Here is a 25,012-nt window from a genome sequence, read left to right on the forward strand (position 1 = left end):
GCATCGTGTTCCGGCGATCGCTGCTTGTACACCGTACAAGCGTGTTCGCGCAGCTCCAGGGCCTACCGGACGGTAAAAGACCCCCCGCGTCGCAGTGGCGGCAGAATTACCCACAGCGGTCTCCGGGGCGAATTCCGCCATTGTTCGAATGGTGGGTTATTAATTCCCCTGCCGCCCGGCTGCGGAGCCCCGCCACGGACCCGGCAGAATCGCCGTCGTGACCGATGTGGACGAAACCGGCGGCGGCAAGCGGGTCGGCTGGGTCGAGCTGTACTTCGACCTGGTCTTCGTGTTCGCGGTGGGCCAGGTGGCGCACGGCGTCGTCGCGGACCCGCACTGGACGCGCGTGGCCGCCGCGCTCGGCCTGTTCGCGACGCTGTGGTGGACGTGGATCGGTTTCGCCGTGCTGTACAACCGCCGCGGCGACGACACCCGCGTCGCCGACCGGCTGTTCGTGCTCGCCGGGACGATCCCCTGCGGGATCGCCGCGACCCAGGCCCACCACGTGTTCGAAGGGCACCCGGCGATCTTCGCGGCGGCCATGGCCGGGGTCCGGCTCATCCTGGCGGCCGCGCACCGGTGGCCGGCGCGCGAGGGGCTCGACCAGCGGCGGATCAGCTGGGGCTACACGATCTCGGCGGTCCTCTTCGGCGTGTCGGCGGTCGTCCCGTACACGTGGGCGCTGTGGGTGTTCGCGCTGCTGCAGGAGGCGGGGTTCCTGCTGCTCGGCGACCGGCCGAAACGGCGTCGCGGCGAGCGCCGGGAGCGGCCCACGCGCGAGGCGAGGTGGCGGAAGATGTGGGCGCCGCCGAGCGACCCGAACCTGGCGGTCGACTCGGCGCACCTGGCGGAGCGGTTCGGGCTGTTCATGATCCTGCTGCTCGGCGAACTGGTGATCACGGTCGGCACGGCGGCGCTCGAGCGCCCGGCCGACGACCTCGCGTACTGGGCGTCCCTGGCCGCCGGCCTGGTGATGGCGGGCGCGCTGTGGTGGCTGTACTTCACGTCGGCGGCGCTGATCTACGAACGCATGCTCGACCTGTCGGGCGGCAACCCGGCGCTCGCCTATTCGCTGTACGCGGGTGGCCACCTGTTCCCGGCGTTCGCGCTGCTGCTCATCGCGGCGGGGGTGAACCTGTCACTGCACGAGTCCCCGCCCCAGGCGGCGGGCTGGTTCACGACGGCGGGCCTGGCGCTGTACCTGTCGGGAACGCGGGTGTTCTCGGCGGGCCCGGCGGAGCGCTGGTACGGCGAGCTGGCCCGCACCGCGGCCATGGCCGCCACGGTGTGCCTGGCGTTGCTGGGCCGCGTGCTCCCGGCGCCCGCGGTGATCGTGGTGATCGCGGTGTGGACGGTGGGATCGACGTTCGTCGCGGCGGGAATCCGCCACCGGGCGCTCGACCGCTTCGGCGCGGACCCCGTCGCGTTCCTGCGGAGCATCGAGACGGCCCGGCGCGACGCTTCGGGCCGGGAGCCGGGCTAGCTGGTCAGGATCTGCGGCGAGAGCACCTTCAGCATCGCGTTCGTCCACTTCAGCTGCCGCAGCGTCTGCGGGTGGCACCGGCTCGCCAGCCCGAGCAAGTCGTCGTCGCGAGCCGCCTGCGCCCCCTGCGCGAGCAGTTCCCAGTCCAGCGACACGCCCGCCGCCCGGCGGTGCAGGCGGCGCAGGTCGGCCAGCAGCAGCACGCCCGGCTCCGGGCGGCGGCCGGTCAGGTCGGCCAGTGCCGTGCGCAGCGGTTCCAGCCGACCCGGTCCCGGCACGTCCTCGTCCAGGTCGAACGCCCGCCCGGCGCGGGCGATCTCGCGCACGTGATCCGCCGACCACGCCGCCAGGTCGCGGGCGAGGTGGTGGACCTCGTGTTCCGCGTGGTGGCGGTCCGACGTCTTCAGCAGGTCCCCGGCCAGGGTTTTCTCCGCGCGGTGCAGTTCGCGCAGGACCAGGTCGAGCTTCATCGGACGTCCTCCTCCACCGGCGCGGGCACCGGCTCGGCCGCCGGCGCCGCCACGGACCCGATCTTGCGCAGCGCGGCCGCGGCCGTCTTGAACAGCGGCTGTTTGGACACCGGGTCCCAGTCGGTGAACGTCAGCTCGTTGGCCGCCCGGTCGCCGTCCTTGCCCGCCGGGTGGTCGACGTCCCAGTAGCCGTAGTGGAACGGCAGGAACAGCACGCCGTCCCGGATGCCGCCGATCCGGACGCGGGCGCGGACGCTGCCGCGCGGTGTCGAGACCTCGGCGAGGTCGCCTTCGGCGAGCGCGGCGGCGGCCGCGTCCCGTTCGGACACCTGCAGCCAGACCTCCGGCGCGGCGGCCCGCAGTTCCGGGGTCCGGCCGGTCTTCGTCCGCGTGTGGAAGTGGACGATCGTCCGGCCGTTGACGAGGAAGAACGGGTGGTCGTCGTCGGGTGCCTCGTGCGGCGGCACGTACCCGGCTCCCTTGAGCATGGCCTTCCCCTCCGGGTTCATCGCCCGGTACTCGGCGGGCTCCACCGGCGCACCGGTGACGAGGTCGCGGCCGTAGCTCTCGCAATAGTCGGGCTGGGCGAAGAACTTCCCGTCCGTGTAGAGCCGGTCGGTCCCTTCAGGACGGTCCGAAGTGCACGGCCACTGGATGCCGCTCACCTCGCGCAGCTTCCGGTAGCTCAACCCGCTGTAGTCACAGGGGCGCCCCGCCGACGCGCGTTTCCACGCGTCGAACGCGGTTTCCGCGTCGTGCCACTGCGGGAACGGCTCGCCGTCGCGACCGCGGAAGTCCATGCGCCGCGCGTAGTCCAGGAAGATGTCGAGGTCCGGCCGCGCCTGCCCGGGCGGGTCGACGGCCTTCTCCGACAGGTGCACCGTGCGGTCGGCGTTGGTGAACGTGCCGGTCTTCTCGCCCCACAGCGCCGCGGGCAGCACAACGTCGGCGTACTCCGCCGTCTCCGTGCGGAACGCGTCCTGCACGACCAGGAATAGCCGCGAGGAGTCCAGAATGGACCGGATGCGCCGCAGCTCGGGCAGCGAGACCGCCGGGTTGGTGGCCGACACCCAGAGCAGCCGCAAGGTGCCGGTCTCCACGTAACGGAGCATCTGCATCAGGTGCGTCGGGGGCCCGTAGTGCGGGATCTTGCCGACGTCGACGTTCCACAGCGACGCCAGCTCCTCGACGTGCGCGTCGTTGGCCCAATTGCGGAACCCGGTCAGATCGCCGTCGGCGCCGCACTCGCGGGTGTTCTCCGCGGTGGGCTGGCCGTTCATCTGCAGGACGCCGGCGCCGGGCTTGCCGAGCATGCCGCGCAGCAGGACGAGGTTGTTGACCTGCACGGCGGCCGCGGACGCCTGGTGCGACTGGTAGAAGCCCTGTAGCACCGTGCACAACAGCCGCGACGCCGTGCCGACCAGCCGGGCGGCTTCGCGGATCTCCCGCGCTTCGAGGCCGCAGATCTCCGCGACGCGCTCGGGCGGGTAGTCCGCGACCGTCCGCACGAGGTCCTCGTAGCCGACCGTGCTGCGCTCGACGTACTCGCGGTCGACCCAGCCGTTTCCGACGACCTCGTGCAGCAGCCCGTTCATCAGCGCGAGGTTGGTCCCGGGCAGCGGCGCGAGGTGCAGCGTCGCCGCGCGGGCGACCGGGGTGTCGCGCGGGTCGACGCACAGCAGCGCCGGCGGGTTCGGGCCGGCGAGCCGGTCGAGCATCCGCGACCACAGCACGGCCTGCGTTTCGGCCACGTTGTGCCCGAAGAGCGCGATGACGTCGGCGTGGTCGACGTCCGCGTAGGACGCCGGCTGGCCGTCGCAGCCGAAGGACTCCTTGAGAGCCGCGGCCGCCGTCGCCGTGCAGAGCCGCGTGTTGCCGTCGAGGTGGTTGGTGCCCAGGCCGCCGCGCGCGATCGCGGCGAGCGTGTAGTACTCCTCGGCGAACAGCTGGCCGCTGGTGTAGAAGCCAAGCGCGCCCGGGCCTTGCTCGTCGAGGAGATCCTTGCTGCGCCGGGCGATCAGGTCCAGCGCCTCGTCCCAGCTCGCCTCGGTGAGCTCACCATGCTTGCGCACCAGCGGCGTCGTCAGCCGGTCGGACGCGTTGTTGGCCTGCCAGCCGAACAGGTCCTTCGGGTCGAGGCGGCCACGGTTGACGCGGTCGTCGGCGCGGCCGCGGACGCCCGCGATCCGGCCGCCGGCGACCGCGATGTCCAGGCCGTCGCCGTTGGAGTGCAGCACGGCGGCGCTGCGGACCCAGCGGTCGACGTCCTCGGGCCGCACGCCGTCGGCCAGCCGGGTGTCGACCCGGGCCGGCCACGGCTCCCCCGGGCCGTAGGGCGTCCTGGTCCCCCACGGTTCGGTGATTCCGTCTCGCTGTGCCACCGCGAAGACCTCCCGGAGATCGAGTCTTCGCGCGAATACCCATCGCCGGTGGGGTCAAACCTGCTTTGCGTCGCGCAACAGTGGACGGAAATCCGTTTCGTACGCTTTGACGGCCTCGGCGAACCGCGCGAAGGCCGCCGTCGCCGCCTCCCGGCCCTCGGCGTCCAGCTGCCCCAGCACGGCCGCGAGCACCTGCCGCCGGTCGCGGTCGACGCGGTCCACCAGCCGGCGGCCCGCGGCCGTCGGCGCGAGGAGGGTCTCGCGCCGGTTCAGCGGGTTCGCCGCCTTTTCCAGCAGGCCCAGCTCCATCAGCCGCGCACACGCCCGGGTGACCGACGAGGGGTTCAACGCCAGCTCAGCGGCCACCTTGCCCACCGTGACGGGGGTGCGCCCGGCCACCACCCGCAGCGCGCGGAACTGGGTGAGCGTCAGCTGCTCGGTGTTCCGCTCGACGGTCGCGTCGGCGATGGTCACCATGGCCCGGAGCACGGCCATGGCGGCACCGGTCCCAGCGGACTCCGAGGACGTTTGCGTCACGCAAGCATGCTACGGCCCGTCAGCGGGTATCGCGATTCCCTGGGCGCCACACGGGTAACCGACGACCGGAACCCCAGGACGCACAGGGAGTGCTCATGACCCAGACAGTCGGCGATCACCTGCTCCAGCGCTTGCGCGAATGGGGTGTCGAGCAGGTCTTCGCCTACCCCGGCGACGGGATCAACGGTCTCGTCGCCTCGTTCGGCAAAGCGGACAACCAGCCGCGGTTCGTCCAGGCGCGCCACGAGGAGATGGCCGCCTTCGCGGCGGTCGGTTACGCGAAGTTCAGCGGCAAGGTCGGCGTCTGCATGGCGACGTCCGGCCCCGGCGCGATCCACCTGCTCAACGGGCTCTACGACGCCAAGCTCGACCACGTCCCGGTGGTGGCGATCGTCGGGCAGACCGCGCGCAGCGCGATGGGCGGCAGCTACCAGCAGGAAATCGACCTGCAAGCGCTTTACAAGGACGTCGCGAGCGAATACCTCGTCGAGGTCAACGTCGCCGAGCAGCTGCCGAACGCGCTCGACCGGGCGATCCGCATCGCCGAGTCGTCCCGCTGCCCGACCGCGCTGATCATCCCGGCCGACTTGCAGGAAGAACCGTACGAAGCACCGAAGCACGTCTTCAAGCAGGTGCCCTCCAGCCGCCCGGGCACGGCGTGGCCCGCGCCGGTCCCGCCCGAGCGGGACCTCGACGCGGCGGCCGAGGTGCTCAACGCCGGCGAAAAGGTCGCCGTCCTGGTCGGACAAGGTGCGCGCGGCGCCGCCGAAGAAGTGCGGCAGCTCGCCGAGGTCACCGGCGCCGGCGTCGCGAAAGCGTTGCTGGGCAAGGACGTCCTCTCCGACGAGCTGCCGTACGTGACCGGCGCGATCGGGCTGCTCGGCACCCGGCCGAGCTACGAGCTCATGCGCGACTGCGACACCCTGCTCATCGTCGGCTCCAACTTCCCCTACAGCCAGTTCCTGCCGGACTTCGGCCAGGCGCGGGCGGTGCAGATCGACCTCGACGGCCGGCTCATCGGGATGCGCTACCCGACCGAGGTCAACCTCGTCGGTGACAGCGCGGCCACGCTGCGCGCGCTGCTGCCCCGGCTGGCGAGCAAGCCGGACCGGGCGTGGCGCGAGACGGTCGAGAAGAACGTCGCTTCCTGGTGGGAGACCGTCGAGAAGGAAGCCTCGGTCGACGCCGAGCCGGTCAACCCGATGGCCGTCGTGTCGGAGCTGTCGAAGCGGATCCCGGAGAACGCGCTCGTCACCGCGGACTCCGGCTCGTCCACCAACTGGTACGCCCGCAACCTCCGCATCCGCGGCGACATCCGCGGGTCGCTGTCGGGGACGCTGGCCACCATGGGCCCGGGCGTGCCGTACGCCATCGGCGCGAAGTTCGCCCACCCCGACCGGCCGGTGATCGCCCTCGTCGGCGACGGCGCGATGCAGATGAACGGCCTCGCCGAGCTGATCACCATCGCCCGCTACCAGCATTTGTGGAGCGACCCGCGCTGCGTGGTCTGCGTGTTCCACAACAACGACCTGAACCAGGTCACCTGGGAGCTGCGCGCGATGGGCGGTGCGCCCAAGTTCGAGGAGTCCCAGAGCCTGCCGGACGTCGACTACGCCGGCTTCGCGCTGTCGCTCGGGCTCACCGCCGTCACCGTCGACAAGCCGGAGCAGCTCGCCTCGGCCTGGGACACCGCGCTGTCGGCGGGGAAGCCGGCGGTGCTGGACGTCCGCTGCGACCCCGAGGTGCCGCCGATCCCGCCGCACGCGACGTTCGAGCAGGTCAAGTCGGCCGCTCAGGCGGTGCTGAAGGGCGACCCCGACGCGTTCCACCTCGTGGCGCAGGGGGTCAAGACGAAGCTGCAGGAGTTCCTGCCCGGCAAGCACCGGTGACGCCCGGCCGAGTCCCGCTCGCCCGGGCGTTCCCGCCGGGTTCCCCCGAACCGGTGACGCCGGTCGCGCATACTGGGAGGCGTCCTCGGCACCCGGAGGAGGCCAGATTGCGCGCGGATCCCTTCGTGCACCCCGCGTTGTTCTACCGCGACGACACCGAGTACGTGGCCGGAACCGTTCCGTTCGTGTGGGGCGGGCTGGCCGCCGGCGAGCCGGTCGCCGTCGCCGTGCCGGGGCCCCGTCTCGAGCTGCTGCGCCGCGAACTCGGCGCCGACGCGGAGAAGGTCCGGCTCCTGGACATGACCGAAGCCGGGCGCAACCCCGGGCGGATCATCCCGCGCGTGCTGCGGGCTTTCGCGGACGGGCACCCGGCCGGTCCGGTGCGGATCGTCGGCGAGCCGGTGCGGGCCGGGCGGTCGGACGTCGAGTACCCGGCGTGCGTGCAGCACGAAGCGCTGATCAACCACGCGTTCGCCGGCCGGGACGTGACGATCCTGTGCCCCTACGACGTCACGGGCCTCACCCCGGCCGCGCTGGCCGACGCCGAAGCCACGCACCCGGTCCTGATCGACGGCGCCGGCCGCCGCGCCAGCACCGCGTACGCACCCGACGAGGTCCTGGCCCGGTACAACCGCCCGTTGCCGCCGGGCCCCGCGGCGGACCGGGTGGCGGAGCTGGCGGGCACGACGGACCTCGCCGCGGCCCGGGCACTGGCCCACGTCCAGGCGGCGGCCGGCGGGCTGAGCGCCGACCAGATCGCCGACGTCGAGGTGGTCGTGACGGAGCTGCTGTCCAACTGCGTCGAACACGGCGGCGGCACGGGCACGGTCCGGCTGTGGAGCGAAGGCGGCGAGTTCGTCTGCGAGGTCGAGGACAGCGGGACCCTGGCCGACCCGCTGGCCGGCCGGCGCCCGGCGACGCCCGAACAGCCCCGGGGGCGCGGGCTGCTGCTGGTCAACTACCTGGCCGACCTGGTCCGCCTGCACACCGGCGACCACGGCACGACGTTCCGCGCGTACTTCCGCGTCTGAGAGCCGGTCAGGGCAGGCCGGCGAGGTCCGCCAGCACGGTCATGTGGTGCCCGAAGTACTCCGAGCGCGCCTGGATCATGTCGTCGAGGCGGTGGAAGACTTCGAAGTTGACCTGGCCGAACAGGTGCGTCCAGGCGAGCAGCGCCCGGTCCAGGCGTTCTTCCGGTAGCTCGCCCCCCTGCTCGGCGACGAGGCGGCGCAGGTCGGCGCGGACCGGGGCCGGCACCGGCGGCCCGGCCGGGAGCGCCGGTGCCTCGGCGACGATGGCCGCCAGCAGCAGGATCACCTTGGCCGCCGGGGCCACCGTGTCCTGCGGCGCCGCGTAGCCGGGGACGGGGTTGCCGTAGAGCAGGCCGTACTCGGCCGGGTGCGCGAGGGCCCACGACCGGACCGCGTGGCAGGTCGCCAGCCACCGGCCGCGCAGGTCTTCGCGCGGGAGCGCCGCTTCGGCGTCGGCGGCCGCGTCGCCGAGCCCGTCGTAGGCGTCGATGATCAACGCCGTCAGCAGCGCGTCCCGGCTCGGGAAGTACCGGTACAGCGCCGAAGCGACGATGCCCATGTCCCGTGCCACGGCGCGCAGCGACAGGTTCGCACCCTCCTCGGCGAGGCGCCGGCGGGCGACTTCCTTGATCTCCTGGTGCATCTCCGAGCGGACCCGGGCACGCAGCGACGAGGCGGACACGGCCCCAGTGTCGCACAGGCGAGAACACTGTTCTTGACGTGACGGGAGCGGCGGTCGTACGGTGTTCTTGTTCGAGAACAGTGTTCTCTATCCTGGGGGTTCCCGTGGCTCTGCACGTCGTCGTCGGCGCCGGTCCGGTCGGTTCGGCCACCGCGCGCCTGCTCGCCGCCCGTGGCGGCGAAGTCCGCCTGCTCAGCCGGCGCGGGGGCGGCCCGGCCGTCGACGGCGTCGAGCTGGTGGCCGCGGACGCGGCCGACGCCGCCGCGCTCGCCCGCCACACGGCCGGCGCGGCCGCGCTGTACAGCTGCGCCGGGCCGGCGTACCACCGCTGGCCCACCGACTGGCCGCCCTTGGGCGCGGCCCTCCTGCACGCGGCCGAAGCGAGCGGCGCGGTGCTGGTCACGACCGGGAACCTGTACGCGTACGGCGCGGTCGAGGGTCCGATGACCGAGCAGCTGCCGCTGCGCCCGAACTCGGTCAAGGGCGAAGTGCGGGCGAAGCTCTGGGCCGACGCGCTGGCGGCGCACGAAGCGGGCCGGATCCGCACGGCCGAGGTCCGCGGGTCGGACTACCTCGGCGCGGGCGCGCTGTCGTCGTTCACGGCGATGGTGCTGCCGAAGGTCCTGGCGGGCGAACGCGCGGCGGCCCCGGCCGCCCTCGACGCGCCGCACAGCTGGACCTACGTCGGCGACGTCGCCCGCACGCTGGTCGCGGTCGCGGCGGACGAAGGCGCGTGGGGCCGGCCGTGGCACGCGCCGACGCCCCCGCCGATGTCGGTGCGCGAGCTGGCGACGCGAGCGGCGGAGCTGGCGGGCGCCCCGGCGGCCCGCGTGACGACGATGCCGCGGATCGCGTTGCGGCTGGCGGGCCTGGTCAACCCGACGGCACGGGAGCTGCCGGAAGTCGACTACCAGCTGCGCGGGCCGTTCGTGCTGGATTCGTCGGCGGCGACGGCGGAGTTCGGCATCGAGCCCACGCCGACGGACGACGCGCTGCGCGAGACGATCGAGGCGATCACAGGTCCGAAGCGCGCCGGAAGGCCCGGTGCAGCAGCACGGTGACGGCCGGCCCCACCAGCCAGCCGGCGGCGAACGCGGCGATCACCGGCCACGGCGGCGACCTCAGCCACCACTGGTAACCGCCCGCCACCCCGGCGGCGGCGACGGCGAGCCACCCGACGCCTTCGAACGCCAGGCGGGTCGGGTGGACGAAGTTCCAGCCGGTGACGCTGAACCACCCGCGGGCGGTCGGCGCGGCGAGCTCGGCGGACCGCCAGGTCTCCCACTGGATGTGCCCGCCGAGCCGCTCCGCCAGCGACTCCCGCAGGTAGCGCCGGATGAGCTTGAGGTGGAAGTCGTGCAGGATGTACCGGCCGCCGAACAGGTACGACGACACCGGGATCAGCAGGAGCAGCGCCGGGTTCGCCGAAATGGCGACGCTCGCGATCGCCCCCGCCGAGGCGAGCTGCAGCGCGAACACGTTCCACTGCACCGTCGCGCGCCGCTCGGCTTCGGTGCGCAGGGCCGCGTACTCGGCCAGCAGGACCTGCCGCGCCGAATCGTCCGGATCCTGCATACCGCCAAGATACCGCCGCGCGGGCCGGGCCCGGTTCCGCTAGTTCGGGATCTCCGTCGCCCGTTCCCAGCCCGACGGCAGCGGGCTGAGGTTCAGCGCGTGGTCGAGGCCGCTGCCGGCCAGCGCCCGGCGCACCACGCGGTTGTCGCCGGTGACGATGCGGAGGGTGGTGTTCTCGCGGACCGTCCGGACGTGGATGTCCGCGAGCACGGAAAGCCCGGCCGAGTCCAGGAAGTCGACCTCGGAGAGGTCGAGCACCAGCGTCGGGAACCGCCGGTGCGCCCAGGTGGCGAGGACCGAGCCGAGCTCGGCGGCGCTGTCCTCGTCGAGGGCGCCGCTGATCCGGACCATCACCGCGCCGAAGTACGGCCGGATGACCTTGATGGCGAAGGAACTTCGTTCCACGCGGGGAGACGGCACGGGGATTGCCGTCGCGGGGTGCTGCACGACCAACATCTTGTACGCCTTCAGTCGCGGATGGCGTGCCGAGCGGTGTCCACTGCCCGCTCGAACGCCGGCAAGTCGGGGGGAGGGCGGCTGCTCCTGAACCGCACCCTTGCAGCCTAGTACTTGATCCAAACGGCGCAACCCCGCCAACGGCCGAACCGGCGGCGGACCGCTGTCGGCCGAAAGCACGTCTTCCCGGCACAGGCACCAGAACCCGCCGCCGGACGGCCCGCTCTTGACAGCCCGCGCGGGTGACAGTCATGCTCGTCGATATCTCAGGGTTCCTGACATAGGAGGTGTGCGGCATGACCCTCGGCCCGGCCGACTTCGGCCTCGGCAGCTGGCCCGCGCGCCGAGCGCGGATCTCCCCCGGGCGCACCGCGCTCGTCCAGCCCGGCCGCACGCGCACCTACGCCGGGCTCGCCGAGCGCGTCGAACGGCTGGCCGGCGCGCTCGCCCGGCTCGGCGTCCGCCGGGGCGACCGCGTCGCCTACCTCGGCGTCAACGACGTCACCGTCTTCGAGACGCTCTTCGCCACCGCTCGCCTCGGCGCGCTCTTCGTGCCGCTCAACTACCGCCTCTCCCCCACCGAGATCCGCTACATGCTCGACGACAGCGGCGCATCGGTGCTGGTGCACAGCCCCGACACCGACGCCCTGCTGACCGGCCCGCTGCCGGAAACGCTCCGGCACGTCGTCGCGACCGACCCGGCGTCGTGCCCGGCGGGCGGGCTGGACTACGAGGCCGAAGCCGCCGCCGCCGGGGACCCGCCGTCGCCCGGCGTGCGGCTCGAGGACCCGTGCCTGCTGCTCTACACCTCCGGCACCACGGGACGGCCCAAGGCGGCGGTCCTCACCCACGGGAACCTCACCTGGAACACCGTCAACCAGCTCGCCCACCTCGACGTCCTGGGCACCGACAAGGCGCTGTGCATCGCGCCGCTGTTCCACTGCGTCGGGCTGGGCCAGATCACGCTGCCGACGCTGTTCAAGGGCGGCAGCGTGGAACCGGTGGCGAAGTTCGACCCCGGCACGATCCTCGGCCGGATCGGCGAGGCCGGGATCACGAGCTTCTCCGCCGTCCCCACCATGCTCGAGCTGCTGTGCCGCCACGAAGACTGGGAGCGCACGGACCTGAGCTCGCTGACGTGCGTGCTCTACGGCGGCTCGCCGGTCGCCGAGCGCGTCGCCCGCGCGTGGCTCGACCGCGGCGTGAAACTCCTCCAGGGCTACGGCATGACCGAGGCCTCCCCCGGCGTCTCGATGGCCACCCACGAGGGCACCCTGGACCACCCGGTCGCCGCGGGCGTGCCGCACTTCTTCACCGACGTGGCCGGGCTCGGCCCCGGCCTCGCCCCCGAGCCGCTGTCCGGGACGCCGGCGGAGCTGCTCGTGCGCGGCCCGCACGTCTTCGGCGGCTACTGGAACCGGCCGGACGAGTCGAAGGCGAGCTTCGTCGACGACGACTGGTTCCGCACCGGCGATGTCGTCAAGGTCGACGACGACGGCTGGGCCCACGTCGTCGACCGCGTCAAGGACATGATCATCTCCGGCGGCGAGAACGTGTACCCGGCCGAGATCGAGGCCGTCGCGGTCCGGCTCGACGCGGTCGGCGACTGCGCCGTCGTGGGCGTGCCCGACGCGCGCTGGGGCGAGGTCGGCGCCGCCTTCGTCGTCCGCCGCGCCGGCGCCGAACTCGACGAAGCCACCTTCCGCGGCCACCTCGAACAGCACCTCGCCCGCTACAAGATCCCGAAGCACATCCAGTTCACCGACGCCCTGCCCCGCAACGCCACCGGCAAGATCCGCCGCGTCGAACTCCGCGCGCGGGCCGCCGAAGCCTTCCCGAACGGACCCGCATGACCACCGCTTTCCTGCCCCCGTCCCTGCGCCTCGACCTGCACGACGACGTCGCCGTGCTGCGGCTCGCCCGGCCCGAGAAGCGCAACGCCCTCGACGACGCCACCGTGCTGGGCCTCGAAGCGTTCTTCGGCGCGCCACCCCGCGGCGTCAAGGCCGTCGTGCTGGACGCCGTCGGCGAGCACTTCTCCGCCGGGCTCGACCTCGCCGAGCTGACCGAGCGCGACACGTTCGAAGGCCTGGAGCACTCGATGATGTGGCACCGCGCGTTCGAGCGGCTCGAACGCGGGCGCGTCCCGGTCGTCGCCGTGCTACGGGGCGCGGTCATCGGCGGCGGCCTGGAACTGGCGGCGGCCGCGCACATCCGCGTCGCCGAGCCCTCGGCGTTCTACGCGCTGCCCGAAGGCCAGCGCGGCCTGTTCGTCGGCGGCGGCGCGTCGGTGCGGGTGCCGCGGCTGATCGGCGCGCACCGGATGACCGACATGATGCTCACCGGCCGCGTCCTCGACGCCGGCGAAGGCCACCACGCCGGGCTGTCGCACTACCTCGTCGACGACGGCTCGGCGCACGCCCTCGACCTGGCCCGCAAGATCGCCGCGAACTCCCCGGTCACGAACTTCGCCGTGCTGCAGGCGCTGCCCCGCATCGCCGAGGCCAACCCGGCCGAGGGCTACCTGCTGGAGGCACTGATGGCGGCCGTCGCCGGTGGCAGCGCCGAGGCCAAGGACCGGATGCAGGCGTTCCTGGACAAGCGCGCCGGGAAGGTCGGCCGATGATCCTGCGCCCGGTCGCGCCCGACGTCCGCGAAACCACCGAAATCGGCCGGTACCTGACCTGGCTGGCCGAACGCGGCCGCCCTTTCGAGGACTACGCCGCGCTGCACCGCTGGTCGGTCACCGACCTCGACGGCTTCTGGACGTCGATCAAGGAGTTCTTCGGCGTGCGGTTCCACTCCCCGGCGACCGCGGTCGCCGGGGACCGGCGGATGCCGGGCACCGCGTGGTTCCCCGGCGCGACCCTCAACTACGCCGAGCACGCCCTCGGCGGCCCCGGCGGCGAAGTCGCCGTCGTCGCGTACTCGCAGACCCGCGACCGCGCCGAACTGACGTGGGACGAGCTGCGCGACCAGGTCGCGAGAGCCCGCGCGGGCCTGATCCGGCTCGGCGTCGGGCGCGGCGACCGCGTCGCGGCCTACCTGCCGAACATCCCCGAGACCGTGGTGGCCTACCTGGCGACCGCGAGCCTCGGCGCGGTGTGGGCGTCCTGCGCGCCCGAGTTCGGCGCCCGCTCGGTCGTCGACCGGTTCGGCCAGATCGGACCGCGGGTGCTGCTGACCGTCGCCGGCTACCGCTACGGCGCCAAGGACGTCGACCGCCGCGCCGAGGTGGCCGAGATCCGCGCCGGCCTGCCGACCGTCGAGCACGTCGTGCACGTCCCCTACGGCGAGTACGACCTCCCGGACACGCTCTCCTGGCCCGAGCTGCTCACCGAGAGCGCGCCCGGGTTCGAGCCGGTCGGTTTCGCGCACCCGCTGTGCGTCCTGTTCTCCTCCGGGACCACCGGCAAGCCGAAGGCGATCGTGCACGGCCACGGCGGGATCCTCCTCGAGCACCTCAAGAACCACGGCCTCAGCTGGGACCTGCGCCCCGGCGACCGGATCCTGTGGTTCTCCACCACCGCCTGGATGATGTGGAACGCGCTGGTCTCGGGGCTGCTGACCGGAGCGTCGATCGTGCTGGTCGACGGCAACCCGCTGCACCCGGACCTGGCGTGGCAGTGGCGCCTGGCCGCCGAGACCCGCGCGACACTGATGGGCGCGAGCCCCGGCTTCCTCATGGCCTGCCGGAAAGCCGGCCTCGACCCGGCCGCGTCCCACGACCTGAGCGCGCTGCGGCAGCTCGGCGCGGCCGGCAGCCCGCTGCCCGCCGAGGGCTACCACTGGGTGCGGGACGTCTTCGGGCCCGACGTGCTGCTCAACGTCGGCAGCGGCGGCACCGACGTCTGCAGCGGGATCGTCCAGGGCGGCCCGCTGCAGCCCGTGCTCGCCGGGGAGATCTCCGGGCCCTGCCTCGGGGTCGACGCGAAGGCGTTCGACGAGCACGGCACCGAAGTCGTCGGCGAGCTGGGCGAACTCGTGATCACCGCGCCGATGCCGTCCATGCCGGTCGGGTTCTGGGGCGACGACACCGGTTCCCGCTACCGCGAGACGTACTTCGACGTCTATCCGGGCGTCTGGCGCCACGGCGACTGGATCCGGTTCTCCCGGGAGGGAAGCTGCGTCATCGCCGGGCGCTCGGACGCCACCCTCAACCGCGGCGGCGTCCGGCTCGGCACCGCCGAGTTCTACGCCGTCGTCGAGGAGCTGCCGGAGGTCGAGGACTCCCTCGTCGTGCACCTGGAAGACCCGGCGGGCGGGAACGGCGACCTCCGCCTCTACGTGGTGCTCCGCGACGCTGTCCTGGACGCGCCGCTGCGCGAGAAGATCGCTGCGGCGTTGAAGAGCTCGCTCTCGCCGCGGCACGTGCCGGACTCGATCACCGCCGTCCCGGTGATCCCCCGCAACCGCACCGGGAAGAAACTGGAGCTGCCCGTGAAGAAACTCCTGCTCGGCGCCCGGGCAGGCGACGTCGTCGGCACGGACGTCCTGGCCGATCCCACCGCCCTCGACGCCTTCCGGACGCCCGCATGAGCACCGTCGCGGTGGTCGGCACCGGCGTGATCGGCGCGAGCTGGGCGCGGCTGTTCCTCGCCCACGGCCTCGACGTCGTCGCCACCGATCCGGCACCCGGTGCCGAGGAGCGGCTGCGCATCGCGCTCGAAGGCGCGGCGGTCGAGCGGCTGCGGTTCGTCACCGACGCCGGCCTTGCGGCTTCGGTCGCGGACTTCGTCCAGGAGAACGGCCCCGAGCGCGAAGACGTCAAGCACGCGCTGTTCGCCGTCCTCGACGAAGCCGCGCGGCCGGACGTGGTCCTGGCGAGCAGCTCGTCCGGGCTGCTGCCCAGCGCCATCGCCCGCGGCTGCCCGCACCACCCCGAGCGGGTCGTCGTCGGGCACCCGTTCAACCCGCCCCACCTCATCCCGCTCGTCGAGGTCGTGCCCGGCCGCGAGACCGCGCCCGAGGTCGTCGACCGGGCCGTGGCGTTCTACACCTCGGTCGGGAAGCGGCCGATCCGGCTGACGCGCGAGGTGCCCGGCCACGTCGCGAACCGGCTGCAGGCCGCGCTGTGGCAGGAGGCGTACTCGCTGGTGGAACGCGGAGTCGCGACCGTCGCCGACATCGACGCCGCGATCGCCAACGGACCGGGCCTGCGCTGGGCCGTGCTCGGCCCGTTCGCCAACCAGCACCTCTCCGGCGGTGCCGGCGGGCTCGCGCACGTCCTCGCGCACCTCGGGCCGCCGACGGAGGAGTGGTGGCGCGACCTCGGCCGCGTCCACCTGACCCCGGAACTGGCCGAAACGCTCGTCGCCGGGGTCGGCGCCGAACTGGCCGGCACCGACGACCAGTCCCTCGTCGCCGCCCGCGACGCCGTCCTGCACCAGCTGCTGGCCGCGAAAGCCGCCCAGCCCGACCTGCCCTGAGCACCGGAGACCCCCGTGGACCTTTCCGCACTGACCGCCATCGACGTCCACACCCACGTCGAACAGGACGGGCACGGCTGCTTCGCCCTCGACCAGGAGCTGCTGGACGCGTCGGCGAAGTACTTCCGCGCCGACCAGGACCGCACGCCGACGGTGACCTCGATCGCCGAGCACTACCGGGCGCGGAACATGGCCGCCGTCGTCTTCACGGTCGAGGCGCCGGCCGCGACGGGGCACCCGGCGCTGTCGAGCGAAGAGATCGCCGACGCGGCGGCCGAGCACGCGGACGTGCTCATCCCGTTCGGCTCGGTCGACCCGCACGCCGGGAAGGCCGCCGTGCGCCGCGCGCGGCGCCTGGTCGGCGAGCACGGCGTCCGCGGCTTCAAGTTCCACCCGAGCCTGCAGGCGTTCGAGCCGAACGACGTCCGCTACTACCCGCTGTACGAGGCGATCCAGGAGCTGGGTGTCCCGGCGCTGTTCCACACCGGGCAGACCGGCATCGGCGCGGGCCTGCCGGGCGGGCACGGCATCAAGCTGCGCTACTCGAACCCGATGCTGCTCGACGACGTCGCCGCCGACTTCCCGGAGCTGACGATCATCCTGGCCCACCCGTCGGTGCCGTGGCAGGACGAGGCGATCTCGGTCGCGACGCACAAGGCGAACGTGTACATCGACCTGTCCGGCTGGTCGCCGAAGTACTTTCCGCCGCAGCTGGTCCGCGCGGCGAATTCGCTGCTCAAGCGCAAGGTGCTGTTCGGCTCGGACTTCCCGGTCATCACCCCGGACCGCTGGCTCGCCGACTTCGCCGCCCTCGACCTGAAGGACGAGGTGCGTCCGTTGATCCTCAAGGAGAACGCCGTCCGGGTACTCGGCCTGGCCTGAACGTTTGTCCGGTCCGTCCCCGGGCACCCGCCGAGTCTGGCGCAGTAACCACAGGCACAGTGCGGACGGAGGCGGACGTCGTGGCCGAGGGTGACGTGCACACCTACTTCGAGGACGGGCTCTGGAAGAACCGCGTCGAAGGCGGCAGCCGGGCGTCCAACACCTCGCCCCGCCGGACCGACGCGGTGCTGTCCGGCCGGCTGATCGCGAAGAAGCGGCGGGTCGGGCACGTGGTCCACACGCCCGAGGGCGACGTCGAAACCGAGCGCGACTACCGGCCGCGCCTGAAGCGTCCACAGTAGACAAAGGCCGGCCCCGCCCGGCGAAGGCTGGGGGTTACCTGCGAGCGGGAGCCGGTATCCGTTACAACGCGCGGGAAACGGCGGTGTTCCCCGACGTGACGCGGACCTCAGCGACGGGCCAGCACGGCCCACACGGTCTTGCCGCCGGACCGGCGCCGGCTGCTCCCCCACGTCTTCGCGACCTTCGCCACCATGCGCAATCCGACTCCCGTCTCGGTGAGGTCCAGCCCTTCCCGGACGACGGCGGGGCGTGAGCTTTCGTCGGCCACCTCGACCGACAGCCGCCCGCGGCGCAGCTCCAGCCGCAGCCGGGGCGCCGAATCCGTGTGCCGCAGCGTGTTTTCGACGAGTTCGGTCGCGATCAGCCGGGCGTCCTCGGCCAGTTCGGGCACGCCCCACCCGGCGCAGGTGTCGCGGGCGAACTCGCGGGCGCACGCGGAGGTGCGTGGGGACCGGGCCAGCACGCGCCGGGCCCGTCTCGCCGCGGGGCGGCCCAGCGCGGCTTCGGCGGCGGCGACGTCGGCGTACACGGGGATCCGAAGTCCGGCCAAGACCGCCCGCTGGTCGGCGCGCCCGGTCACGAGGGCGAAGGGCACGGCGGGCCAGTCCCGGATCCGCAGCGCGACCAGCGCGAACACCCGCAGCAGCGCCGGGTCGCGCAGGACGAGCCGTTCGACGTCGACGAGCACGGCGCTTTCGGCGTCGGCGGCGAGTTCGAGCAGGCTGTCGCGCAGCCGCGGGTACGTCGTCCGGTCGAGCACGCCGACGACGGAGGCGGTGGCGGCCGACCCCGCCGCGGAAACCAGCCACACGGAATTGTGCCGGGCGAGCACCGGACCACCTCCTGGCGAAAGACCTCGGATCGGATATCCGGTCACCCGGCGCTCAAACGGCCGGGTCGCCCTCACCCGGCGGGCATGCCGCCGTGATCGGCGTCGTCCTCGTCGGACGGCGGCGGGACGGGGTCCTGGTCGCGGAACGTGGGCTCCGTGTGCTCGCCGCCGACGTCCGCGTCCTCTTCCATGCTTTCGGCGGTCACGGGGTCGATTTCGGGAGTGCTCATCGCTTCCTCCGATCGGGCGAAACCGGGGCATACCCGGCGGCCCGCGTGGCGAAACGCGTTTGCCCGGCCCGAAGCCGGGCATGCGCCCCGGGCGCGGCCCCCGGCCGAGGGCCCGTCCCACCCGAATCGGAGGAACCACCATGGCATCGACCGAAACCGCCGTCCGGCGCACCCCGCGCCAGCTGCTCGCGGCGATCGTGGGAGTGGTCTTCCTGCTGGTCGGCGTGCTGGGGTTCATCCCCGGCGTGACCACGAACTACGACATGCTCACCGGCGCCGGGCACCACTCCGGGGCCATGCTGCTGGGGATCTTCACCGTGTCGATCCTGCACAACATCGTCCACCTGGCGTTCGGCGTCGCCGGGCTCGCGCTGGCGCGGACCCCGGGCGGGGCCAAGGCGTTCCTCGTCGGCGGCGGCGTGGTCTACCTGGTGCTGTGGCTCTACGGCCTGCTGATCGACCAGGACAGCGCGGCCAACTTCGTCCCGGTCGACACGGCCGACAACTGGCTGCACTTCGGCCTGGGTGTCGGCATGCTCGCGCTCGGCCTGATCCCGCTGGGCGCCACGCGCGGCCCCGTCGCCGACTCGCGGTGAACCGTGCGGCCTCGTCGTGTGTAGGGCCGCCCGCGGCGGGTACCCACCTCGCCGACACCCGCCGAAACCCGAGGAGACGGCCATCGCCACCGCGGTCCTGTTCGACGTCGACGGCACGCTCGTCGACTCCAACTACCTCCACGTCCACGCCTGGCGGCGGGCCTTTCACGAGCTCGGCCGCGAGGTCGACTCCTGGCGCGTGCACCGCGCGATCGGCAAGGGGGCCGGCAAGCTGCTGAGCACCCTGCTGGGTGCCGAGGACGCCGAGCGCGCCGGCGACGACGCGAAGGAGCTGCACAGCCGCTTCTACCTGGAGACCGCCGAGCTGCTGCGGCCGTTCGCCCAGGCCCCGGAGCTGGTGCGGGCCCTGGCGGCGAAGGGCGTGCGGGTGGTCCTGGCGACGTCGGCGGGTCCCGACGAGCTGGACGTGCTGCGCAAGACCCTCGGCGTCGACGACGTCGTGCGGGACATCGTCGCCGGTGCCGACGTCGAAGCGACGAAACCCGACCCGGAACCGGTGCGGGTGGCCCTCGAGAAGGCGGGCACGGCACCGGAGGACACGATCTTCGTCGGCGACGCGGTTTGGGACGTGCGAGCCGCGACGAAGGCCGGGGTGCGCACGATCGGTGTGCTGTCGGGCGGCGTCGGCGAGGCGGAACTGAAGGAAGCCGGCGCGGTCGCGACCTACGACGACGTCGCCGCGCTGCTGGCCGATCTGGAGCAGAGCCCGCTGGCGGAGCTGTTCAGCTGACCTTGCGGGCCACCAGCCGTTCGACCAGCCCCAGCTTGAACCGCTCCCGCCGCTCGATCGGCATCCCGAGCGCTTCCACCAGCTTCAGCGGACGGCGCCGGAAGTGCTCGCCCGCCAGCGGGACGCTCGCCAGCTCCACCAGCCACTGCGCCGCCCGGACGACGGCAGGCGAGCCGGCGACGTGGTCGACCAGGATCAGCCGCCCGTCCGGGCGCAGGACACGGTGCATCTGCGCCACCGCCGCCGCGGGGTCCGGGATCGCGCAGAGCCCGAACGTGCACACGACCGTGTCGAACGAAGCGTCCGCGAACGGCAGCTCGTGGGCGCTGCCCTGCCGGAACGTGACCTCGCGGCCCAGTTCACGGGCCCGGGACCGGGCGATCTCCAGCATCCCGCCGCTGAGGTCGAGGCCGGTGAGCGGCACCCCGGCCGGGTACCAGGGCAGGTTGAGCCCGGTGCCGACGGCGACCTCCAGCACTTCGCCCGCCGCCTGCCCGCAGGCCCACTGCCGGGAGTCGCCGAAGAGACGCCGGTCCCAGACACCCATCTCCGCGTCGTAGCTCGCGGACTTGCGGTCCCAGTACCGGTTCCAGCGCTGCGCCTTCGTCATGCCCCCAGCGAAGCACGAACCGGCCCGGGATCGGGTGTTCCCGGGCCGGGAGCGCTCAGCCGAACATGCCGGGTTCGTACGCCCCGCCCCGCTGGTGCAGGATCACCGCGAGCCGGTTGGCCGAGTTCATCTGGGCCACCAGCGCGACCAGCGCGGCGGTCCGGTCGTCGTCGAAGTGCTCGCGCACGGCGGCCCAGGTGCCGTCGGAGACGCCCGGGGCGGCGTCGGCGATCCGGGTGCCCTCCTCCGCCAGCGCCAGCGCGGCCCGCTCGGCGCCGGTGTACACCGTGGCCTCGCGCCAGGCCGCGACGAGGTTGATCCGGACCGCGGAGTCCCCGGCGGCGGCCAGCTCCTTCGTGTGGATGTCGACGCACCAGCCGCAGCCGTTGATCTGGCTGACGCGCAGGGACACGAGCTCTTGCGTGATCTTCGGCAGCGGCGACTGGACGATGGCCAGGCTCGCGGTGCCGAACCGCTTGGCGAACTTCGCGCCGATTTCGTTGTCGGTCAAGGTGAACCGGGGTTCCATGGTTGCTCACTTCGTGGTCGCGGAACGGTCGGCCAGGAGATGCCGGACCACCCGGCGGCCGTGACACGACGGGCGCGTGACGACGGTCACTGTCACAGCGCGGTGGTGAGCGGCATCTGGTGGGAAACTCGACACCGACCGAGGAGTTCCCCGTGCCCGACCCCGCGACCGAGGCGTTCGTCGCGCACCGGAACCTGCTGTTCACCGTCGCCTACCAGATGCTCGGCTCGGCGGCCGACGCCGAAGACGTCCTGCAGGAGACGTGGCTGCGCTGGGCGGGCGTGGACCGTGCCGCGGTGCGCGACGAGCGGGCGTACCTGGTCCGGATCACGACGCGCCTGGCGCTGATGCGGCTGCGGACTTTGGGCCGCCGCAAGGAGTCCTACGTCGGCCCGTGGCTGCCCGAGCCGTTGCTGACGGCGCCGGACGTCGCCGAGGACGTCGAACTGGCCGACAGCGTCTCGATGGCGATGCTGCTGGTGCTGGAGACGCTGACGCCGGCCGAGCGCGCGGTGTTCGTGCTGCGCGAGGTGTTCGCCCTGGACTACGACGAGATCGCCGAAGCCGTCGGCAAGACGGCGGCGGCGGTGCGCCAGATCGCCCACCGCGCCCGCTCCCACGTCGCGGCGCGCCGGCCCCGCGGCGCCGTGTCCCCCGCGACGTCCCGTGACGCGCTCGAGGCGTTCCGGCGCGCGGTCGCGACGGGCGACCTGCGCGAGCTGCTGGAAGTCCTCGCCCCGGACGTGGTGTTCCTCGGCGACGGCGGCGGGGTGGTCCAGGCGGTGCTGGAGCCGGTGGCCGGCGCCCCGGCGGTGGCCCGCCTGCTCACGGCGGGTCTGGACAACTTCTCGACCGGCTCCCTGACGGCGGTCCAGGTCAACGGCCACCCGGCTTTGGTCCTGCGCCGCGACGGCGAGGTCGACACGGTGTTGGCGCTGCGCGTCGACGACGGGCTCGTCACGGGGCTCTACGCGGTGCGGAACCCGGCGAAACTGTCGCGTTTGGACGAAGAGACCACCCTGCGGCGCTGACCTTTTCACGCCTCCGGCCGGCTCTCGGCGGCGGGTGCCGCGCAGTTCGGCGCGCGGCCGAGCTCGTGACCCGGATCGTGCGGGAGTACCGGACGGCGCGCGCCGGCCTCCCGCCGATCACCCGCGGGTCACTCGCCCGCGGCCGCCACGATCACCTCGGCGACGACGCCGGGCTGGGACACCGCGACGGCGTGCGAAGCGTCGATCCGCCGGACCGTCGAGGACGCGCGCTCGGCCATGAACTCCTGGGCCGCGGCCGGGATGGCGTTGTCCTGGTTGGCGATGAGCGTCCACGACGGGAGCTTCGTCCACGCCGGCGTGCCCTCGAACGGCGCGGCCAGGGCCTGCTGGGCCACCGGGCGCTGGGTCACGGCCAGGACCGCGGCCGTCTCCGCCGGGACGTCGGCCGCGAAGACCTCGGAGAAGTCCTCGGGCTTGATCGACAGCTCCGGCGTTCCGTCGTGGACCAGGACGTTCGTGGTCTCCGGACCGAGCTTCGCGCCCGGGTAGCGGCCGGACAGCTCGAAGACGCTCTCCCCCGCGTCGGGCTGGAACGCGGCGATGTAGACCAGGGCGCGGACGTTCGGGGTCTCGGTCGCCGCGCGGGTGATCAGGGCGCCGCCGTAGGAGTGGCCGGCGAGGACGACGGGGCCTTCGACGCCCTTGACCACGTCCGCGACGTACGCCGCGTCGGACTCGACGCCGCGCAGTGGGTTCGCCACCGCGACGACCGGGAAGCCCTGCTCCTGCAGCTTCGCGACGACACCCGTCCAGCTCGACGAGTCGGCGAAAGCGCCGTGCCCCAGGACGATGGTGGGCTTGCTCATGGCTGGCTCCTTGGGAGAACGATCAGTCTTTCTGTCTCCACACTCTGGCCGCTCCGGGGCGGCGTGGCAACGTGATGTAGGCGATCTTGCAGAACGACCATTCTTTCTCTACGGTGAGGGGATGGCGACTGCCGACGTGCACCCGAAGGACCGGCTGCTGGCGACCGCGTCCCGGCTGTTCTACGCCGAGGGCATCCACGCGGTCGGGGTGGAGCGGCTGGTTTCCGAGGCGTCGGTGACGCGGGCGACGTTCTACCGGCACTACCCCACGAAGGACGACCTGGTGGCGGCGTACCTGGCGGAGACGAGCCGCCGGATCCGCGAGGCGGTGGACGCGGCCCGGGCGGGCAAGCCCCCGCGCGAGGCGCTGGCGGCGGCGTTGTCGGTGGTGGGCGAGGCGACGTGCGGTGAAGACTTCCGCGGCTGCCAGTTCCTCAACGCGGCGGCCGAGTACCCGGACCCGGACCACCAGGTCCGCCGGGTGATCGAGGACCACAGAAAGTGGTTCTTCGAGGTACTGAGGTCCGACGCGGCGGAGATGGGCCACCCGGACCCCGGCCACGCGGCCCGGGTGCTGGTCCTCCTCCGCGACGGCGCACTGCACGGCGGCGAGCTGGACGACGCGGAGACCGTGCGGGCAACGCTCCGGCGAGCGGTCGAAGAGTTCTTCCCGGCTTGACCTCGCGCCCGGCGCCGCTCGGCGGCTCCGTGATCGGCACGTTCGCGGACGCTGGGTCCCTCGATGCGCCCTACACGGTCGCACCGGTTTCCGCGCCGCCACCGCCGCACCTGGCCCCGGGCTTCCGCCGCTCGCGCAGCGACCTACCTCACCCCTGCGCTCCGTCCGCTCCGGCCCGGCCCACCCGGCGTGCTGGAATGAACGCCGTGCCGTCCGGAGATCCGCTTCCCCGCATCGCCCGGCCGCGAGCCCTGCTCTTCGCCCTCCCCGCCGCCGGGCGGCGGTGGAGCGCCGGGCTTCGCGCCGCGGCCGCCGTTCTCCTGCCCAGCACCCTCGTCGTCCTCGCCGGCCGTCCCGCCGAAGCGCTCTTCGTCACCTTCGGCGCCTTCGCCGTCCTCTACGGCGAAGGCCGCCCCTACCGCGTCCGCGCCCGGGTCGTCCTCACCGCCGCCGCCATGCTTCTCCTCGCCGCCGGGCTCGGGACCGCCGTCGGCGCCACCGGCACCAAGACCGGCGTCGTCATCGTCGTCAGCGCCGTCGCCGTGCTGGCCGTCTACACCGTCGACGCCCTGCGGCTCGGGCCGCCCGGCGCCCTCTTCTTCGCCCTCGTCTGCGGCGGCGCCCTCATCGCCACCGAAGCCGGCGCCGCTCCCCTCACCCTGCTTCTCTGCACCGCGCTCGGCGGGGCGTCCTCCGCCGTCGTGTCCATGGCCGGCGTCCTCGCCGACCGCCACAAGCCCGAACGCGCGGCCGTCCACCAAGCCGGCAAAGCCGTCGATGCGTTCCTGGATGGCGAAGCGACCCGCCACGCCGCCGGCTCGGCCCTCTCGGCCGCCTGGAACGCCGTCCACGACGCCGGTCACGGCCCGGGCTCCGGCCTGGCCACGACGCTCATCGCCGCCCACCGGCGCTTCACCGCCGCGGCCGACGAGGAAGCCGGGACCCTGCCGCTCCCCCGGCCCGGCGTCGGTTACCGGCTGCGGCGGTCGGCGTCCCCGCGCTCCCACGCCACGGTGACGGCCCTGCGCGTCGGCGGCACCTGCGTGCTCGCCGGGACCCTCAGCGCGTCGCTCGGCCTGGCGCGCCCGCACTGGGCGGTCCTCAGCGCGCTCGTCGTCCTGCAGCAGGGCACCGACCGTCTCCACGCGAACGTACGCGGCCTGCAGCGCTTCGCCGGAACCGCCGTCGGCTTGGCGCTCTTCGCCGTGATCTCGCTGTTCGCGCCGGCCGGGATCGCCCTGGTCGCCACCGTCGCGGCGCTGCAGTTCTGCATCGAGCTGTTCGTCCCGCGCAACTACGCGGTGGCCGTCGTCTTCATCACGCCGGTGGCCCTGCTGGCCGGTGGCGCCGCGGCGGCCGGCGCGATCGGCCCGGTCGTCCGCGACCGCCTGCTGGAGACGCTCATCGGTGTCGTGCTCGCGGTCCTCGCCCAGTACCTGCTCGCCCCGAACGCCCACCGCACGACGTTCGGCTGGACCGAGTCGCGCGTCCGCGCCGCCGCGCTGGCGCTGCTCGCGACCGGCCCCGCGGCCATGGACCTCCGGCGCGACCTGCAGTTCGAGCTCGAAGGCACGACGCGCGCGGCGGTCGACTCGGCCCACAACGACCTCGCCTGGACGCGACGGCACTGGGCCGGGCACGCGGAGCTCGTCCACCGCGGTCACGACCTGCTCGCCGCCTGCTGGACGTCGGCGCCGGGCGAACTGCGCGCCGAGGAATGGGAACAAGCGTTCCGGTAGCTTTCACCTGCGCAAACCCAGCGGGGCTAGGCCGAACGGGTTACCTTCGAGGGGCACACACGGAGGTTCG

At 73.1% G+C, this 25,012-nt stretch carries 26 protein-coding genes; 15 read left to right on the forward strand and 11 right to left on the reverse strand.

Annotation, left to right across the window (positions count from 1 at the left end; all coding sequences use genetic code 11):
* The first annotated feature begins 217 nt into the window (after nucleotides 1-217).
* Nucleotides 218-1,483, forward strand: a complete 1,266-nt coding sequence (locus ACWEVP_RS28125; protein WP_452065561.1) for a low temperature requirement protein A — start codon at nucleotides 218-220, stop codon at nucleotides 1,481-1,483.
* Here ACWEVP_RS28125 and ACWEVP_RS28130 read toward each other — a convergent pair.
* Genes ACWEVP_RS28130 through ACWEVP_RS28140 form a run of 3 tightly spaced genes read right to left on the reverse strand, consistent with a single transcriptional unit; the run spans nucleotide 1,480 to nucleotide 4,871 of the window.
* Complete coding sequence (locus ACWEVP_RS28130) at nucleotides 1,480-1,953, reverse strand: hypothetical protein (RefSeq protein WP_452065562.1); 474 nt, start codon at nucleotides 1,951-1,953, stop codon at nucleotides 1,480-1,482. The two genes, ACWEVP_RS28125 and ACWEVP_RS28130, sit on opposite strands and share 4 nt — an antisense overlap.
* A complete protein-coding gene (locus ACWEVP_RS28135; protein WP_452065563.1) occupies nucleotides 1,950-4,334 on the reverse strand; it encodes a molybdopterin oxidoreductase family protein in 2,385 nt (794 codons plus the stop codon). Before ACWEVP_RS28135 ends, ACWEVP_RS28130 begins: the two co-directional genes overlap by 4 nt.
* A 54-nt stretch (nucleotides 4,335-4,388) precedes the next feature.
* Nucleotides 4,389-4,871, reverse strand: a complete 483-nt coding sequence (locus tag ACWEVP_RS28140; RefSeq protein ID WP_452065564.1) for a MarR family winged helix-turn-helix transcriptional regulator — start codon at nucleotides 4,869-4,871, stop codon at nucleotides 4,389-4,391.
* Nucleotides 4,872-4,966: 95 nt separating this feature from the next.
* Between ACWEVP_RS28140 and ACWEVP_RS28145 the strand changes: the two genes are divergently transcribed.
* Complete coding sequence (locus tag ACWEVP_RS28145) at nucleotides 4,967-6,760, forward strand: thiamine pyrophosphate-requiring protein (RefSeq protein WP_452065565.1); 1,794 nt, start codon at nucleotides 4,967-4,969, stop codon at nucleotides 6,758-6,760.
* A 107-nt stretch (nucleotides 6,761-6,867) separates the two neighbouring features.
* Nucleotides 6,868-7,791: an anti-sigma factor RsbA family regulatory protein gene (locus ACWEVP_RS28150; RefSeq protein ID WP_452065566.1), complete on the forward strand. Its 924-nt coding sequence runs from the start codon at nucleotides 6,868-6,870 to the stop codon at nucleotides 7,789-7,791.
* 7 nt (nucleotides 7,792-7,798) lie between these two features.
* Here the strand turns inward: ACWEVP_RS28150 and ACWEVP_RS28155 are convergent, their stop codons facing one another.
* Nucleotides 7,799-8,473, reverse strand: a complete 675-nt coding sequence (locus ACWEVP_RS28155) for a TetR/AcrR family transcriptional regulator (protein ID WP_452065567.1) — start codon at nucleotides 8,471-8,473, stop codon at nucleotides 7,799-7,801.
* A 104-nt stretch (nucleotides 8,474-8,577) separates the two neighbouring features.
* On the opposite strand from ACWEVP_RS28155, the gene ACWEVP_RS28160 reads away from it, so the two are divergent.
* On the forward strand, nucleotides 8,578-9,534 hold the full coding sequence (locus ACWEVP_RS28160; RefSeq protein WP_452065568.1) for an NAD-dependent epimerase/dehydratase family protein: 957 nt from the start codon (nucleotides 8,578-8,580) through the stop codon (nucleotides 9,532-9,534).
* Here the strand turns inward: ACWEVP_RS28160 and ACWEVP_RS28165 are convergent.
* On the reverse strand, nucleotides 9,488-10,048 hold the full coding sequence (locus tag ACWEVP_RS28165) for a hypothetical protein (RefSeq protein WP_452065569.1): 561 nt from the start codon (nucleotides 10,046-10,048) through the stop codon (nucleotides 9,488-9,490). The genes ACWEVP_RS28160 and ACWEVP_RS28165 overlap by 47 nt on opposite strands.
* Before the next feature lie 39 nt (nucleotides 10,049-10,087).
* Nucleotides 10,088-10,453: an STAS domain-containing protein gene (locus ACWEVP_RS28170; RefSeq protein WP_452065570.1), complete on the reverse strand. Its 366-nt coding sequence runs from the start codon at nucleotides 10,451-10,453 to the stop codon at nucleotides 10,088-10,090.
* Between the two features lie 347 nt (nucleotides 10,454-10,800).
* Between ACWEVP_RS28170 and ACWEVP_RS28175 the strand changes: the two genes are divergently transcribed.
* The 6 genes from ACWEVP_RS28175 to ACWEVP_RS28200 all read left to right on the forward strand — a co-directional run bounded on the left by ACWEVP_RS28175 (nucleotide 10,801) and on the right by ACWEVP_RS28200 (nucleotide 17,117).
* Entirely contained in the window at nucleotides 10,801-12,357 is a 1,557-nt protein-coding gene (locus ACWEVP_RS28175) for an acyl-CoA synthetase (protein WP_452065571.1), read from the forward strand.
* Nucleotides 12,354-13,130, forward strand: a complete 777-nt coding sequence (locus ACWEVP_RS28180; RefSeq protein WP_452065572.1) for a crotonase/enoyl-CoA hydratase family protein — start codon at nucleotides 12,354-12,356, stop codon at nucleotides 13,128-13,130. The genes ACWEVP_RS28175 and ACWEVP_RS28180 overlap by 4 nt, the downstream gene beginning before the upstream one ends.
* Nucleotides 13,127-15,043, forward strand: coding sequence for an acetoacetate--CoA ligase (locus tag ACWEVP_RS28185; RefSeq protein WP_452065573.1), 1,917 nt, complete (start codon nucleotides 13,127-13,129; stop codon nucleotides 15,041-15,043). Before ACWEVP_RS28180 ends, ACWEVP_RS28185 begins: the two co-directional genes overlap by 4 nt.
* Nucleotides 15,040-15,933 carry a 3-hydroxyacyl-CoA dehydrogenase NAD-binding domain-containing protein gene (locus ACWEVP_RS28190; protein ID WP_452065574.1) on the forward strand — a complete coding sequence of 298 codons (894 nt, stop codon included), beginning with the start codon at nucleotides 15,040-15,042 and terminating at the stop codon, nucleotides 15,931-15,933. Before ACWEVP_RS28185 ends, ACWEVP_RS28190 begins: the two co-directional genes overlap by 4 nt.
* A 15-nt stretch (nucleotides 15,934-15,948) precedes the next feature.
* The gene (couO, locus tag ACWEVP_RS28195) at nucleotides 15,949-16,815 is read left to right on the forward strand and encodes a 4-hydroxyphenyl-beta-ketoacyl-CoA hydrolase (RefSeq protein WP_452065575.1); all 867 of its coding nucleotides are present in this window, start codon (nucleotides 15,949-15,951) and stop codon (nucleotides 16,813-16,815) included.
* 80 nt (nucleotides 16,816-16,895) lie between these two features.
* Nucleotides 16,896-17,117: a DUF2188 domain-containing protein gene (locus ACWEVP_RS28200; RefSeq protein ID WP_452065605.1), complete on the forward strand. Its 222-nt coding sequence runs from the start codon at nucleotides 16,896-16,898 to the stop codon at nucleotides 17,115-17,117.
* A gap of 107 nt (nucleotides 17,118-17,224) precedes the next feature.
* On the opposite strand, the gene ACWEVP_RS28205 is transcribed toward ACWEVP_RS28200, so the two are convergent.
* Together ACWEVP_RS28205 and ACWEVP_RS28210 are read right to left on the reverse strand one after the other, a co-directional pair.
* Nucleotides 17,225-17,950, reverse strand: coding sequence for an ATP-binding protein (locus ACWEVP_RS28205; protein ID WP_452065576.1), 726 nt, complete (start codon nucleotides 17,948-17,950; stop codon nucleotides 17,225-17,227).
* Nucleotides 17,951-18,021: 71 nt separating this feature from the next.
* Nucleotides 18,022-18,180, reverse strand: a complete 159-nt coding sequence (locus tag ACWEVP_RS28210; protein WP_452065577.1) for a hypothetical protein — start codon at nucleotides 18,178-18,180, stop codon at nucleotides 18,022-18,024.
* Between the two features lie 140 nt (nucleotides 18,181-18,320).
* Between ACWEVP_RS28210 and ACWEVP_RS28215 the strand changes: the two genes are divergently transcribed.
* Together ACWEVP_RS28215 and ACWEVP_RS28220 are read left to right on the forward strand one after the other, a co-directional pair.
* Entirely contained in the window at nucleotides 18,321-18,776 is a 456-nt protein-coding gene (locus ACWEVP_RS28215) for a DUF4383 domain-containing protein (protein WP_452065578.1), read from the forward strand.
* A gap of 16 nt (nucleotides 18,777-18,792) precedes the next feature.
* Nucleotides 18,793-19,527 carry an HAD family hydrolase gene (locus ACWEVP_RS28220; protein WP_452065579.1) on the forward strand — a complete coding sequence of 245 codons (735 nt, stop codon included), beginning with the start codon at nucleotides 18,793-18,795 and terminating at the stop codon, nucleotides 19,525-19,527.
* Here ACWEVP_RS28220 and ACWEVP_RS28225 read toward each other — a convergent pair.
* Nucleotides 19,520-20,137 (reverse strand): class I SAM-dependent methyltransferase, encoded by a 618-nt coding sequence (locus ACWEVP_RS28225; protein ID WP_452065580.1) that lies wholly within the window; start codon nucleotides 20,135-20,137, stop codon nucleotides 19,520-19,522. The two genes, ACWEVP_RS28220 and ACWEVP_RS28225, sit on opposite strands and share 8 nt — an antisense overlap.
* A gap of 55 nt (nucleotides 20,138-20,192) precedes the next feature.
* A complete protein-coding gene (locus ACWEVP_RS28230; protein ID WP_452065581.1) occupies nucleotides 20,193-20,666 on the reverse strand; it encodes a carboxymuconolactone decarboxylase family protein in 474 nt (157 codons plus the stop codon).
* A gap of 152 nt (nucleotides 20,667-20,818) precedes the next feature.
* Between ACWEVP_RS28230 and ACWEVP_RS28235 the strand changes: the two genes are divergently transcribed.
* On the forward strand, nucleotides 20,819-21,697 hold the full coding sequence (locus ACWEVP_RS28235; protein ID WP_452065582.1) for an RNA polymerase sigma-70 factor: 879 nt from the start codon (nucleotides 20,819-20,821) through the stop codon (nucleotides 21,695-21,697).
* Between the two features lie 128 nt (nucleotides 21,698-21,825).
* On the opposite strand, the gene ACWEVP_RS28240 is transcribed toward ACWEVP_RS28235, so the two are convergent.
* Nucleotides 21,826-22,524, reverse strand: coding sequence for an alpha/beta fold hydrolase (locus ACWEVP_RS28240; RefSeq protein ID WP_452065583.1), 699 nt, complete (start codon nucleotides 22,522-22,524; stop codon nucleotides 21,826-21,828).
* Between the two features lie 121 nt (nucleotides 22,525-22,645).
* On the opposite strand from ACWEVP_RS28240, the gene ACWEVP_RS28245 reads away from it, so the two are divergent.
* Together ACWEVP_RS28245 and ACWEVP_RS28250 are read left to right on the forward strand one after the other, a co-directional pair.
* The gene (locus tag ACWEVP_RS28245) at nucleotides 22,646-23,203 is read left to right on the forward strand and encodes a TetR/AcrR family transcriptional regulator (protein ID WP_452065584.1); all 558 of its coding nucleotides are present in this window, start codon (nucleotides 22,646-22,648) and stop codon (nucleotides 23,201-23,203) included.
* Between the two features lie 197 nt (nucleotides 23,204-23,400).
* Entirely contained in the window at nucleotides 23,401-24,942 is a 1,542-nt protein-coding gene (locus ACWEVP_RS28250) for an FUSC family protein (RefSeq protein ID WP_452065585.1), read from the forward strand.
* Nucleotides 24,943-25,012: the final 70 nt, after the last annotated feature.

The organism is Amycolatopsis sp. NPDC003865, assembly GCF_053605345.1.

What these genes read in the sequence shown, in the direction of transcription:
- ACWEVP_RS28130 (WP_452065562.1), bottom strand. Translation starts at nt 1,953, where the DNA reads ATGAAGCTCGACCTGGTCCTGCGCGAACTGCACCGCGCGGAGAAAACC.
- ACWEVP_RS28145 (WP_452065565.1), top strand. Translation starts at nt 4,967, where the DNA reads ATGACCCAGACAGTCGGCGATCACCTGCTCCAGCGCTTGCGCGAATGG.
- ACWEVP_RS28165 (WP_452065569.1), bottom strand. Translation starts at nt 10,048, where the DNA reads ATGCAGGATCCGGACGATTCGGCGCGGCAGGTCCTGCTGGCCGAGTAC.
- ACWEVP_RS28175 (WP_452065571.1), top strand. Translation starts at nt 10,801, where the DNA reads ATGACCCTCGGCCCGGCCGACTTCGGCCTCGGCAGCTGGCCCGCGCGC.
- ACWEVP_RS28180 (WP_452065572.1), top strand. Translation starts at nt 12,354, where the DNA reads ATGACCACCGCTTTCCTGCCCCCGTCCCTGCGCCTCGACCTGCACGAC.
- ACWEVP_RS28185 (WP_452065573.1), top strand. Translation starts at nt 13,127, where the DNA reads ATGATCCTGCGCCCGGTCGCGCCCGACGTCCGCGAAACCACCGAAATC.
- ACWEVP_RS28190 (WP_452065574.1), top strand. Translation starts at nt 15,040, where the DNA reads ATGAGCACCGTCGCGGTGGTCGGCACCGGCGTGATCGGCGCGAGCTGG.
- ACWEVP_RS28210 (WP_452065577.1), bottom strand. Translation starts at nt 18,180, where the DNA reads ATGAGCACTCCCGAAATCGACCCCGTGACCGCCGAAAGCATGGAAGAG.
- ACWEVP_RS28215 (WP_452065578.1), top strand. Translation starts at nt 18,321, where the DNA reads ATGGCATCGACCGAAACCGCCGTCCGGCGCACCCCGCGCCAGCTGCTC.
- ACWEVP_RS28225 (WP_452065580.1), bottom strand. Translation starts at nt 20,137, where the DNA reads ATGACGAAGGCGCAGCGCTGGAACCGGTACTGGGACCGCAAGTCCGCG.
- ACWEVP_RS28230 (WP_452065581.1), bottom strand. Translation starts at nt 20,666, where the DNA reads ATGGAACCCCGGTTCACCTTGACCGACAACGAAATCGGCGCGAAGTTC.
- ACWEVP_RS28240 (WP_452065583.1), bottom strand. Translation starts at nt 22,524, where the DNA reads ATGAGCAAGCCCACCATCGTCCTGGGGCACGGCGCTTTCGCCGACTCG.
- ACWEVP_RS28245 (WP_452065584.1), top strand. Translation starts at nt 22,646, where the DNA reads ATGGCGACTGCCGACGTGCACCCGAAGGACCGGCTGCTGGCGACCGCG.
- ACWEVP_RS28250 (WP_452065585.1), top strand. Translation starts at nt 23,401, where the DNA reads ATGAACGCCGTGCCGTCCGGAGATCCGCTTCCCCGCATCGCCCGGCCG.